11 protein-coding genes and 1 pseudogene are annotated in these 13,205 nt (G+C 36.3%); 6 read left to right on the top strand and 6 right to left on the bottom strand.

All coding sequences use genetic code 11. The features are described 5' to 3' along the window. Positions 1–43 precede the first annotated feature (43 nt). Both HMPREF9625_RS02330 and HMPREF9625_RS02325 read left to right on the top strand, forming a co-directional pair. On the top strand, positions 44–6,739 hold the full coding sequence (locus HMPREF9625_RS02330) for a helicase-like domain-containing protein (protein WP_009535404.1): 6,696 nt from the start codon (positions 44–46) through the stop codon (positions 6,737–6,739). A gap of 99 nt (positions 6,740–6,838) precedes the next feature. Continuing rightward, positions 6,839–7,498, top strand: a complete 660-nt coding sequence (locus tag HMPREF9625_RS02325; protein ID WP_036569756.1) for a DNA-binding protein — start codon at positions 6,839–6,841, stop codon at positions 7,496–7,498. A gap of 156 nt (positions 7,499–7,654) precedes the next feature. Here the strand turns inward: HMPREF9625_RS02325 and HMPREF9625_RS02320 are convergent, their stop codons facing one another. The 4 genes and pseudogenes from HMPREF9625_RS02320 to HMPREF9625_RS11460 form a co-directional block, all read right to left on the bottom strand. Beyond that, the gene (locus tag HMPREF9625_RS02320) at positions 7,655–7,858 is read right to left on the bottom strand and encodes a CsbD family protein (RefSeq protein ID WP_009535402.1); all 204 of its coding nucleotides are present in this window, start codon (positions 7,856–7,858) and stop codon (positions 7,655–7,657) included. Positions 7,859–7,881: 23 nt separating this feature from the next. Beyond that, the gene (locus tag HMPREF9625_RS11110) at positions 7,882–8,235 is read right to left on the bottom strand and encodes a hypothetical protein (protein WP_009535401.1); all 354 of its coding nucleotides are present in this window, start codon (positions 8,233–8,235) and stop codon (positions 7,882–7,884) included. A 108-nt stretch (positions 8,236–8,343) separates the two neighbouring features. After that, positions 8,344–8,586 (bottom strand): GlsB/YeaQ/YmgE family stress response membrane protein, encoded by a 243-nt coding sequence (locus HMPREF9625_RS02310; RefSeq protein WP_009535400.1) that lies wholly within the window; start codon positions 8,584–8,586, stop codon positions 8,344–8,346. Between the two features lie 170 nt (positions 8,587–8,756). Then, positions 8,757–8,966 (bottom strand): annotated as a pseudogene (locus HMPREF9625_RS11460) (relaxase/mobilization nuclease domain-containing protein); the annotation flags it as partial. Positions 8,967–9,762: 796 nt separating this feature from the next. Here HMPREF9625_RS11460 and HMPREF9625_RS02300 point away from each other — a divergent pair. From HMPREF9625_RS02300 to tnpB, 4 genes are all read left to right on the top strand, one after another. Continuing rightward, entirely contained in the window at positions 9,763–10,488 is a 726-nt protein-coding gene (locus HMPREF9625_RS02300) for a hypothetical protein (RefSeq protein ID WP_009535399.1), read from the top strand. A 17-nt stretch (positions 10,489–10,505) separates the two neighbouring features. Continuing rightward, positions 10,506–10,886, top strand: coding sequence for an LptM family lipoprotein (locus HMPREF9625_RS02295; protein WP_009535398.1), 381 nt, complete (start codon positions 10,506–10,508; stop codon positions 10,884–10,886). A 19-nt stretch (positions 10,887–10,905) separates the two neighbouring features. Further along, positions 10,906–11,097: a hypothetical protein gene (locus tag HMPREF9625_RS02290; protein WP_009535397.1), complete on the top strand. Its 192-nt coding sequence runs from the start codon at positions 10,906–10,908 to the stop codon at positions 11,095–11,097. 288 nt (positions 11,098–11,385) lie between these two features. Beyond that, positions 11,386–11,502 (top strand): IS66 family insertion sequence element accessory protein TnpB, encoded by a 117-nt coding sequence (tnpB, locus tag HMPREF9625_RS11705; RefSeq protein ID WP_081485013.1) that lies wholly within the window; start codon positions 11,386–11,388, stop codon positions 11,500–11,502. A gap of 1 nt (position 11,503) precedes the next feature. Here tnpB and HMPREF9625_RS02285 read toward each other — a convergent pair whose 3' ends face one another. Beyond that, a complete protein-coding gene (locus HMPREF9625_RS02285; RefSeq protein WP_009535396.1) occupies positions 11,504–12,835 on the bottom strand; it encodes a relaxase/mobilization nuclease domain-containing protein in 1,332 nt (443 codons plus the stop codon). Further along, positions 12,835–13,194, bottom strand: a complete 360-nt coding sequence (locus HMPREF9625_RS02280; protein ID WP_009535395.1) for a plasmid mobilization protein — start codon at positions 13,192–13,194, stop codon at positions 12,835–12,837. Before HMPREF9625_RS02280 ends, HMPREF9625_RS02285 begins: the two co-directional genes overlap by 1 nt. Positions 13,195–13,205 lie beyond the last annotated feature (11 nt).

The raw sequence follows: 13,205 nt of genomic DNA, 5'->3' as shown, positions 1-13,205 counted from the left end.
GATAATCTATCGCCTTTTTTTATTGCAACAAAAAGGAGGTCAAATGAGGACAAACGATTTTTATACTCTGATTGAGCTTGTAAAAAGAGAAGTTTTGGATTCTGAAAGAGAGTATCTAAAACTCCTGAAAGTTATCGGCAACAATCAGAGATATGATTTTTTAAGTCAGTTAAGTATTTACGATAGAAATCCCAAAGCAGTAGCTTGTGCAAGCTTTGATATGTGGCGAGATAGGTTTCATCGAACGGTTATGCGTGGTGAAAAGGGGATTCCGATTCTCTACGAAAGTGAAGGGAAACAAAAAATAGCTTATGTTTTTGATATCAGCCAGACTGTCTCTATAGACCGAAACGTCAACGAAGTAGAACTATGGTCGTTTGATAAAGAGAAAGATACGGATACATTGAAAGAAATGATTAGGCTTGAGGGCTATACACCTCATGACAGTTTATTAGAAAATATCTACTTTCTTAGCAGAATATATGCAGATCAGGATATTTATGAACTTGTCAATAATCTGCGAGTTCCGGCTGAGGATAGGAATGCTTTTGTGCATTTTATGAGAGAGTCTATTAGCTATGCCTTATCTGACCGATTTCATGTGGAATATCCTATAGATATAGAAAAGGGCAAAGAAAACTTTCTTTATTTAGATAGTGTTTCTTTAATGTTTGCAGGAAATTGCATTTCCAATGCTTGTAATAGGATTTTAGAGGCAACTATTGAACGCACAAAGAAATTATCCCTAAGTCATGGGCTGACAAAAAATAGGAGTGAAGAATATAATAAGAGCAATCCTGAAGAAGTAAGATTAGAGACTGAAAGAAATGGTGAAGCAGAACAAGGAGGTATGGGAGATGCTGTTCGATCAAATGATGAAAGAGATGATGATAGAGGAGAACGAGTTTTCTCAGATGGAGAATACGGACGAAATAGTGAAGATAATCAAGAAGAAAACTTTAGACAGCCTGGAAGAGGATACGAGATTTATGGAGGAATTTCCGAATCCGACTTACGCCGTAATGAGACTGGAGTACCTGGCAGAGAGTCAGAACGAAATGAATTATCAAATGCTGCTCGAGCTATACAAGGAGAAGAAGCTGGTCAGTCACTTAATGGAAGTGCAGAAGAGAGCAATTCAATTTATGAGGGAAGTGAAACCTCAAATGATGAAGGAGCTGAATACAGCGGGCGAGGAAGATCCGAAGTACCAGACCATGCTTTCAGCATTGAAAGAGATGGTGATAAAGGAAGTAGTCGAAGTTTAGCACCGGCTTCCAATTTCAAAATACGGCAAGAGATTTTCCCTGAGAAACTCACCCCAAGTGAAAGACTAAACTATAACATGGAAGCAATTTCCATGCTAAACAGAGTGGAAAAGGGGGAAAGAGTGCTCGATGAATCAGCCCAAGAAGTATTGGCAAGATATGTCGGTTGGGGAGGGCTTTCCGAAGTATTTGATGAAGAACGGACCGGGCAGTGGTCGGAAGCCAGAAATTTCCTAAAAGAAAACCTAAGTTTAGAAGAATATGAAGCAGCTAAGGAATCTACCTTAACTGCTTTTTTTACGCCCAAAACGGTGATTGACAGCGTATATAAGACAGTTCTGGATATGGGATTTAAACAGGGAAATATCTTAGAGCCTAGTATGGGAATTGGGCATTTTATCGGAAGTATTCCGGAGCAAATGAGTCAGTCCAAGTTTTATGGAGTGGAGCTTGATAGGGTAAGTGGCCGTATTGGAAGGCTACTTTATCATAATAGTGATATTCAGATAAAGGGTTTTGAGGAAACAGCCTTTTCCAACAATTTCTTTGATCTTGTCCTTGGAAATGTTCCTTTTGGGGATTTCAAGGTAAATGATAGAGAGTATAACCGAAACAATTTTTTGATTCATGATTATTTCTTTGCCAAGTCCATAGATAAGGTTAGGAATGGTGGCGTGATTGCCTTTATCACCTCTTCCGGCACAATGGATAAGAAAGATGAAAGTATCAGGAAGTATATCAATGCCAGGGCTGAGTTTTTAGGAGCGATAAGGCTTCCCAATGATACTTTTAAGGGTGTTGCCGGTACAGAAGTAACAAGTGATATTATTTTCTTAAAGAAGAGAGACAGCGTTCTGGAGCGAGATGATAGCTGGGTACATTTGGAAGAGGATGAAAACGGACTTACTTACAATAAATACTTTGTGGATCACCCGGAAATGGTACTTGGCAAGATGGAAGAAATTTCAGGGCGATTTGGAAATACTCTCGCTTGCTTATCAAAGGAAAATGCAGATTTAAAAGAAATGTTGGAAAGTGCCGGGAAGCATATATCTGCAAGTACAAGATATGAAGAGATAGAACTTCTTGATGATGAGATTAGCTTTATTCCGGCAACAGATGATGTAAAGAACTTTTCCTATACAATTCTTAACAATGAGGTGTATTACAGGGAAAACTCCCTTTTCATCAAGAAAGAGATTCCGGATAAAAATAAGGAAAAAATTAGGGATTATCTCAAATTAAAGGAAGCGTTAAAAGATGTTATTTACAAACAAAAGGAAAACTTTAGTGATGTAGAGATCAAGGCTTCTCAAGAAATTTTAAATGAGGTCTATGACGGATTCTCTAAAAAGCATGGCTTTGTCAATAATCTTTCGAATACAAGAGCTTTACGGGAAGATAGCAACTTCCCATTGGTATCTTCTATCGAAGTTCTTGATGAAGAGGAAAATTTTAAGGCGAAGGGAGATATTTTTTCGAAACGCACGATTAGTAAGGCAAAGGTGATAAATCATGTGGATACTTCTCTGGAAGCCCTAGTACTTTCCATTTCCCAAAAAGGCTATGTGGATTTTGACTATATGCAGGGGCTTACAGATAAGGATAGAAGTACCATTATTGCGGAGCTAAAAGGAGAGATATTCCTAAATATCCGTGAAGAAAACGTAAAGACCAATCAAAATCTTTCTTTTAATCTTGAAGACGGAGATCTGCCCTTTAGTTGTAGTGATGATAGGAACACCTTTAAGTATACTTATGTAACGAAAGACGAATACCTGAGCGGAAATATTAGAGAAAAGATAGGAGTAATCGATCGCTATATCTTTCGAATCAGCCAGGCTAAAAGAATCTTGTCTGATGATAAGGAAACAGAAAAAGAGCTACTGGAAATGGAACTAAACCGCTTGGAGTATCAAAAGGCAGAGCTTCAAAAAGTAATGCCAAAAGAGCTTGAAGCCAGTGAAATTAACATTCGGTTAGGGGCTACATGGATTCCCACAAAGGATATAGAACGCTTTATCTTTGAAACTTTAAAGACACCGGGCTATGCCAGGTGGAACATTCATGTGAAATTCTCCGGTCTTACCAGTGAATGGAATATTGAAGGAAAGAGTCAAGACAGGGGGAATGATTTAGCGGAAATGACCTACGGTACTTCCAGAGTAAGTGCCTATAAGCTTATTGAAGATGCCCTAAATCTAAAAGAAACCAAGGTATTTGACCAAATAGAAAATTCTGATGGCTCCAAAACTTCTGTACTGAATAAGAAAGAAACCATGCTTGCCGGACAGAAACAGGAACTTCTTAAAGAAGAGTTTCAGAACTGGATTTTTGCCGATCAGGAGCGGAGAAACAGACTGGTAAAGACCTATAACGAAAAGTTCAATTCCATTCGAAATCGTGAATATGATGGCAGTAACCTAAGCTTTGAGAGCATGGGAGAAGGAATTGCACTTTATGAACATCAAAAAAATGCTATTGCAAGAATTCTCTATGGAGGAAATTCGCTTCTTGCTCATGTGGTAGGTGCGGGTAAGACTTTTGAAATGGTAGCAAGTTCTATGGAAGCAAAAAGACTTGTAATGTGTACAAAATCCCTTTTTGTTGTACCAAACCATTTGACCGGGCAAATCGGGAGAGAGTTTATGCAGCTCTATCCTTCAGCCAATATTATGGTGGCAGACAAAAAAGATTTTGAACCAAAAAACAGAAAACGCTTTATCGGAAAGATTGCAACAGGTGAGTACGATGCAGTCATTATCGGTCATAGCCAGTTTGAGAAAATTCCGATGAGTAAAGAGTATCAAGAGAAGCATATTCAAGACCAGATTGACGAGATTATCAATTATGTGGAGGAATATAAGCATGACAGAAATCAGAACTTTACCGTGAAGGAGTTGCAAAAGACAAGAAAAAAACTGGAAACAAGGCTGGAAAAACTAAATGATGATTTCAAGAAAGATGATGTTATTACCTTTGAAGAACTTGGCGTGGATAAACTGATTGTAGATGAAGCCCATAATTACAAAAACCTGTACCTTTACACGAAGATGAGGAATGTAGCAGGCATTGGACAGACGGAAGCATTTAAGTCTTCAGATATGTTCATGAAGTGTCGCTATATGGACGAAAAGACCAATGGAAAGGGTATTGTCTTTGCTACGGGAACGCCTGTAAGCAATTCCATGACGGAACTTTATACCATGCAGAGGTATTTGCAGTATCAAGAATTAAAGAAAAATGGTTTGGAGCATTTTGACTCCTGGGCTTCCACTTTTGGAGAGACTCAATCTGCCTTTGAATTATCACCTGAAGGAACAGGCTATAGAGTAAAGACGAGATTTTCTAAATTTTATAATCTTCCTGAACTTATGAGTCTGTTTAAAGAAGTGGCAGATATTCAGACAGCAGATATGTTAAAACTTCCAGTTCCGAAAGCTCACTTTGAAGTGATTAAGACCATGCCCAGTGATGAACAGAAAGAAATTTTAAAAGGCTTATCGGAACGGGCAGATAAGGTGCGGAACAGAGCGGTAGAGCCGGACGAAGACAATATGCTAAAAATCACCAATGATGGAAAAAAGCTTGCTTTAGATCAGCGTTTAATCAATCCATTATTGCCTGATAATCCGGACAGTAAGGTAAATGTGTGTGTAAAGAATGTATTTTCCATCTGGGATAAAACAAAAGAAGACAAGTCTACGCAACTAATCTTCTCCGATATGTCAACACCAAAGGGAGATGACAGCTTTAATATCTATGATGATATCCGGGAAAAGCTTGTGGAAATGGGAATCCCTAAAGAAGAGATTGCCTTTATACACGAGGCAAATTCCGATAAGCAAAAGGACGAGATGTTTGCTAAGGTGCGAAATGGGGAAATCCGAATTTTAATGGGATCCACACAAAAAATGGGAGCCGGCACAAATGTGCAAAAGAAACTAATTGCCTTGCATGACTTAGATGTGCCTTGGAGACCTGCGGACCTGGAGCAAAGGGCAGGAAGAATTATCCGACAGGGAAATGAAAATAAGGACAAAGGCGGTGTATATATTTACCGTTATATTACAGAAAATACCTTTGATGCCTACCTTTGGCAAACTATTGAAAACAAGCAAAAGTTTATTTCCCAGATAATGACCAGTAAGACTCCGGTTAGAGTTGCGGAAGATGTAGACGAAAGTTCTTTGAACTATGCTGAAATCAAGGCTTTGGCTACAGGAGATCCAAAAATCAAAGAGAAAATGGACTTGGACAATGAAGTTACTAAGCTGAAAATGTTAGAAGCAAACTATAAGTCCAATCGTTACAGGTTAGAGGACAAAGTGGCGAAAACTTACCCTGAAGAAATCGCTAGGATAGAAAAGCTTATTGAAGCAGTTAAGAAGGACATTTCCTTAGTAGAACCGCAAGGAGAAGGAGAGAACAGATTTACTTCCTTAACCATACATGGTGAAAAAATCATGGATAAAAAAGAAGCCGGAGAGAGACTGCTGGAAGCAATCAAGAATGTCAAAGTAAATGAAAGTAAAGTTATTGGCCAGTATCGAAATTTAGACTTGGAGGTGAGTTACAATATCTTTACGAATGAGCGAGCTTTCAGTCTGAATGGGGCATCTAAAACCGTTGGGGAGCTAGGGGTAAGTGCAGATGGCAATATCACAAGATTAGATAATGCTATCGATAAATTACCCGAAAAGTTAAGTTACCTGGAGGAAAAGCTTGTAAGTACCAAAGAACAGCTACAAAATGCCCTGGAAGAACTTGAAAAGCCTTTTGAGAAGGCAGAAGAGTTAAAGACGAAAGTACTAAGACTTGCTGAACTGAATAAGCTTTTAGATATGGGAGAGGTCGAGGAACAAGAAAACACCAATCCTTTACTGGAAGATGTGAAAAAAGCAATTATTGACTTTGTGAATAGGGAATATGGTGAAGAACATGAATACGAGGAATTTGCTTCTTTATACCCGGATTTAAAGCATGTCGGTATTGCCTATACAGAAACACCGGACGAAAGGCATGCAATACAATTTGAGCTTAACCTTGAGGACTATACATCTTCTCTCCTGGTAGACGGCAAAGAAATAAGCCATAACGACTATCTGCAAGAAATGGGAAGTGAAGAAAAGGCTCTACAGGTATTGAGGCTAGAAATGGAGAATGCTGAATTTGAGAACTTGGTTTCTGTTACAGAAGAAGAACTAAAAAGAGTTATGGGACTGGAAATCGATGATGAGGGGAATTTTTATGATCCTTCTTTAAAAGATCTGGATAATGATGGAGTGCTTGATAAGTATGACTATGATATTACAGATAGCGATTATCAGGAATCCACTTATGATGTAGAGGATAACTCGCAAGCAAAGGAAGAAAAAAGCTCGATTTTAGAGCAGATTAAATCCTTTCAGTCTGAACAAAAGAGAGAGGACTCAAGAGATACGCAATCCAAAGTACACGATGGAAGATAGGGGCTTGATAAAAGCTCCTTTTTTCCTTTTTATAAGGAAGTTGTAAGAACCTGGACAATTGGAATAATTTTTAAAACAGAAGTAATGGAGGTATGTATGATGAACTATAAGGAAATCAGAACTATGATTGAGGAAATGGCTAAGGAAAACCATGAGGACTTTGTAAAGGCATTAATTAGCTTCGAGAAAGGGATCCATGATAAAGAAGCCCTTGGCATGCTTTATGAGCGGTACATGGAGAATGACTCTATGAGCCTACTGCATGAAGAATTTGACTATATGATTGATGAACTTCGTGAGAGTGGGCAAATCCGGGACAATGTAAGTTTTGAGAAAGAAGAGAATGATCTTGTGAATATTGTCGGAAATATTGTCGGCAAAATGGAAGTTATCGAAAGGGTAAGTAAGACAGGAGAAGCCTTTGAGGTTGTCAACTTTTCTGTTGTATCAAAGGATACAGAGGGGAATAAACACTATACCAATTGCTCGGCTTATGGAGAAAAAGCGGATATTCTGAAAGGCTTTAAGCCCGGAGATTTTGTAAAGCTATTTGGGCAGGAGAGGAAATTTATTGACGAGAATGGAAAAGAGCATAGAAATGTGAAAATACTATCCTCGAAGCTCCTAAAGGAAAAAGAAAAAACAAAAGAAAAAATAGATAAGAACGAGTCTGTTCTGGAGACTATCAAGAAGTTTAAGATTGAAGAAAAGGCTAAGCTATATGAAAAGATGGGATTTTCCAAAGGTGTAGAAAGATAAGAATTTTTCGGTGCGAGTCTTCGGGCTGCACCGATTTTTAAATTATCAAAGTGATTACTTCTGTTCATGTCTCCCTTAGGACAATAAAAAGGTCTTCTATGATTTGTTTTTATCATAGAAGACCTTTAATTTTAATTTATTGAATATTTCTTTGGACTACTTCTGGTCTTTGTTTACAACATTTTTGACGCCTTCAATGGTTCCGTCAATGGCATCTTTAACATCTTCAGCAACTTCTTTTACTTTAGAGGTGACCTTTTCAGCAGCACCTTCTTTTTCTGTTTTTTTGTCGCCGGTTACTTTGCCTAGACCTTCTTTTAATGCACCTTTAGCTTGATCAATTTTATCTTCTAATGACATAGTTATTTCTCCTTTCGAATCATTTATTCAAAGTCATCGTCTACATTGTTTTTAACACCGTCAACTGCTCCGTCTATAGCGTGTTTAACATTTCTAGCAACGCCACGTACTTTTGCAAATACTTTTTTAGTAGCTCCTCTTGTTTGGAGTCTTTTGTTACCGATACCTTTTCCAATACCTTCTTCTAGCGTTCCTACAGCCTGGTCAATTTTTAATTCCACTTTATGAAAAAAAACAAAGAAGACTGAAACAACAACTAGTGCAGATATAATAGAAGATATCAATGAAATTACAGCTATATTCTTGCTACTAATTCCTTTATTTACACCCTCTTTTAATGTTGTTATAGCTTGGTCGATTTTTTCTTCTATTGACATATGCGCCTCCTTCTTTTGTGTAAATTTCATCAAAAAAGATAAAATCTCAGGTATGATTAGCTGCGTTTACTAGTATAACATACAAAAAACATCTATTTTCTGAAAATATTATGAATATTTTTTACTAAAGAAAAATGATACAACAGCAATAACACATACAGCTCCAATAATTGAGGGTACTAATGACATTCCGGCTAGGGTTGGACCCCATGTGCCAAACAGTGTTTGACCAACGGATGAACCTATCAAACCTGCAATGATCTTGGCAATTAGCCCCATTGCTCCACCTCTTCCTGTAATAATTCCTGCAATAAAACCTATAAAGCCTCCTGCAATAATTGACCAAATCATATTTTGTCCTTTCTAGTTGTCCTATACATTTGTTATTAAATTCAAAGTATAAGACTCTTGTATTGTAGTTATTTTATCATACAGTATTTACAGGAATAATAATAATAAATTTATTTAATAGTATATAAAAATTATTTATGGATAAAACCATAAAGGGTTTAAGCAAACAATTATCTCTCCCTCTCCTTCCCCATATACTCCTCATAGTTTTTCCTAATCTGATACAGCTCATTCATTTCAGATTTTGCAGAAGAATACTCTTGTATAAGGGTATTCTTTTTTATCTGCCATTTCTCAAGTTTCTCAAAAATCTGCTTGGAATTTGGCATTTTAGAGTACGACTTTTTTAAGGCTTCAAGAGCGTTTTCATAGAGCGATGGAGAAGATTTTAAAAGATAGTAAAAGCTTATCCAAGATGCAGGGTTAAGAAATGGAAAAAATATGCTAATTTCTATATTTTATGGTGTGAATATTTGATTGAATGAGTGAATTATTACTAACTAAAATATGGAAATTTGCTTTTTATTAAAAAATATGGTAAGATATAGATAATCGATCGGGAAATTAAGAAAGTGGATAGCTATAGATGTGCCACTCTATAAATCTAACATTCTATAAATCAGAAAAATGGAACTTTCAAGAATGAGAGCAAATTAAGAGAGATAGAAAAGTCCATTTCCATATTGCAAACTGTAAGTAATATAGCTATTACTTAGGAGTTTTTCTTTATCAAGCCTTTGCTTTTCTTGTAGAAGTAAAAATCAATACCAAGATTATTATCAACAGCTGAGTATTAGATTAATTAACATAGGAAAAAAGATGATATTCCGTGAATTATGGAAATGCTAAGGGAAAGGAAAATAGATAGAGTATTAGCCGTTGGAGCAGCGGATATAGCTGGAATAGAAACAGGAAAAACAATGCCGAGTCTAAAAACTGCAAATGATATTGCTAACGCTTTAGGAGTTTGTATGTATCAGATTCTCGATTTGGACGGGGAAGAAACGTATAAATGTCATAGCTGTAATTGTTGTTAACAGTTATATGACTATATTTAGTAAAAGCGAGGTGGTGTTAATGAACTACAAAAATCCTCAGAGGTATAAAAACGGAGATTAAGTTATTTTGTCGGAGATTTTTTAATGATAGTAATAGTAAAACAGGAGGAGGAAGAAAATGTTAAGAAAGAGATTATTTGCTACAGGGATAGCTACTATAATGATGGCAGCATTAATGATTGTACCAACCAACAATGTATTTGCACAGGAAAATAAAAATATTGATTTGACCAATAGAGAAAATATTTATTATGATGAATCATTGGGAGCAAATGTCATAGCATTTACTCTAAATGAAGATGGTAGTGTTAATTATCTTACTAAAACAGAAGTAGATAGTATTACAAAGAATGCTGGAAGTGAAGATATAAATCTTAAAGAAGCAAATAGTGATAAAGTCATGTTAAGAGATTATAGAAACTGGTATGTATTTAGACAAACGAGCGGACCTACTCTATATACCGGTTCACTGAAAAAAGTTTCAGCAGATTTGGTTGCACCTAGAGGTGGGGGTTCAATTACTAAAAATGTAGGATACACATCAACACATTTTTTCTCAGCATCAATTGGTTCTCAAGATAAAAAGGCTGCAATACAAGCAGGAGCTACTATAGGTTGGCAATCTTCTGCAAGCACATCGACATCATATACTGTGAACTTAAGAGCAGGAGAAAAAGGATATATAGGATTTTACCCATACTATAATAAGGTAGTAGGAAATTTAGAACTTTATGGTAATTGGGGTGATGGATTGATTAGTACTGAAAGAGGGGTAGCAGGTTATTCAGTAAGATTAACTAGTGATGGGGAAGCTGATGGTTTATATATATTTATATATAAATAATAGCAGGTAAAATCGAAATGAAAAAAATAGTTCTTGGAATTCTTTTAATCAGCTCGCTTTTTGCTTTAACGGCTTGCTCACAAAAGGAAGAAAAATTAGTATATATAGGGATTGATGCCGAAATTCTATCAGTAAATTATAACGATAAAACGATGACAATAGTTGGAGTTGAAAGTGATAGAAAAGTTTTACAAACTGAAGCAGAATTAAACTGTAAAGATTTAGAACTTGACAACAAAATATTTAAAATGAAGAATTCGAAAGAAATAGAATATTTAAAAATTAATGATTTAAAAGTAGCTGATAGGATTAAAGTAAATGTTAGTGAAAAGGAATTAAATAAAGAAAATGGGGAATTTCTAAAAGTTGAACAAGTAGAGTTGATAGAAAAGAATTAGTTTAAAAGGATGTTCATGTATGAATAGTAAATTCAATATAAGTCTAGCAATACTTCAAATAATTGCTGGTATTCTTGGCTCTGTAGTTTTCTTTAAAAGTATACTAAACCCTGGAGAACTAACAATAACTATGACCATTCTATCATTCTTTTGGATGGTTTTTGGGTTGCTTCTTGGATTTAAAGGGCTATATAAAATTAAAAAGCGTTAAATCGAGTAGGAGAAGGGCATATCTGCCCTTCGACCTCTTACACCACCGTGCATACGTTCGGTACACGGTGGTTTTTTAGTTTTCCCTTACTTGCACGGCAAGTTTGCGATGGTATTGTAGGTTATGTGGTAAATGGTAAATAACCTGTCATCTTTTTTCTCTCCACAAAAATTGAGATAATCGTACAAAGTGTGAAAAGTTGAACGCACTTTTTCTACTTTACACACTTTTCCCACTTTTTGCAGTCGTTAATGCCGTTTTAAACTTGATTCCAGGGAATCAGGCTCTATCTTTTTGTTTTGTGGTCGCATCGGTGATCGCATAAAAGCTCTCCTGTATGAGGGAGACGGTTGGCTTCTTTGCTATAAACGATTTACAGATGGAAAGTTAGTAAATGGTAAATAACCTACCTCTCCCTCTCCTTCCCTATATATTGCTCATAATTTTTCCTCATCTGGTACAATTCACTCATTTCAGTTTTTGCGGAAGAATACTCTTGCATAAGGGTATTCTTTTTTTTGTTCATTTTTTCAAGTTCCTCAAAAATCTGCTTGGAATTAGGCATTTTAGAGTACGCTTTTTTTAGGGCTTCTAAAGCATTTTCATAGAGCAAGATTTCGGACTTATGTTCTCTGGCAAAGTTTTTGTCACCGGGATTTTTCTTGTATTCCTGATAAATCTGGCGATATTTATTCACGGTATGGACTTGTTCCATAGACAGGAAAAGCGTTTCGATTTTTTCCTCCAGCTTCTTGATTTTTTCCTGAAGGCTTTGTCTTTTATCTGCACTTTTTTTAATGTAATTATCAAGTTGAGCAAGGCTTTGAAAGCCCTTTTCACGCATGGAAAGGACAGTGTCGGAAGCGACCTTTAAATTATGTTTGGTTGCCCAGTATTCATATCCTTTGCTTTGCTGAATCTTCGGATTATTTGCAATATCAATGATATTTCCGACACGCTTTTTAACGGTGAATGTCTTTTGATTAGCGTTTTCTAAAATTCTTTCTTTGAGCCTTTCTTCCGTATAATCTTCTCCGATAGTCTTTGCTCTTGTAAATCTTGCCTTATCGTGATGCTTAAAGGCAATATGTTTTCCATATTTGATTTCATGGCCAAGTTCTGTCATCTTTTGGGTAAATTCTGCCCAATCGTTAGACTGTGCAATCATCCTATCTATGTCAAACTGGAGCTTACTTTTCCAGGAACTACCGTTCTTAGCTTGTTCATTTTCATACCAGGATTTTCCATTTGTTTTGTACTTTTTCTTGAATCTTTCATAGTACTCGTCAATGACTGATAGATTATACTCTTTACAGAGTTTGTCGCTTTGATAGCGGATTTGATGGTAGCTTCTTTTGTTGGATTGATAACATTTTCCTGTTGCCATATTTACATTGTTGAAAATGATGTGGTTATGAATATGCCCTTTGTCAATGTGGGTACTTAGGATAAATTCGTATTCCCCTTTAAGTATCTTCTCGCATAGTTCCAGACCAATCTGGTGAGCCATTTCAGGAGTAGTTTCGCCCGGTAGGAAAGACTGAATGAGATGTCTTGCCAGAACATTTCCCTTTATGTTTTGCTCCTCCCTTCTCTTTAAGAACTGCGTGTGTGCAGATACCGGGTGACACTTATTTGTGCTGACTAGGATTTGCTCATCTGTCTTTTTGGTATCAGTAATATATTCAATAGCCAAGTTGAGCGTTGCTTTTATCGGGTGTATTTTTGTGATTGCCATTATATTTTTTCTCCGTTTTCATTGCTTCGCCTAAGTAATAAGGAATGAATCTGCCATATTTCTTTAGAAAGATGATCCACTTGCTTTTTTATGTCTTTTATATCATTGCTATAGATTACTCCTGTAGAATTCACACGCTTTGCAATCTGATTTAGATTGTTGGTGGCGTTGTATAGCAATCCCTGCAAGTCGGCAAATGGCTGTAGATCTACTTGATAGATTTCTTTCTCGAGAACACATTTCCGTAGGAAATGGCTCATTGTCTTGCACTTTGCTAGTTTCATCTTCTTTTTGAAAATTTCCTTTTCTTCTTCATTCAAGCAAATTTTTAATTGAACGTTCCTTGTTCTGTTTGCCATATTTTTTATAG

It is taken from the genome of Oribacterium parvum ACB1, assembly GCF_000238055.2.
GTDB lineage: Bacteria > Bacillota > Clostridia > Lachnospirales > Lachnospiraceae > Oribacterium > Oribacterium parvum.
Note: the sequence above shows the minus strand (reverse complement) of the source record. Positions and strands in the feature narration are given on the sequence as shown.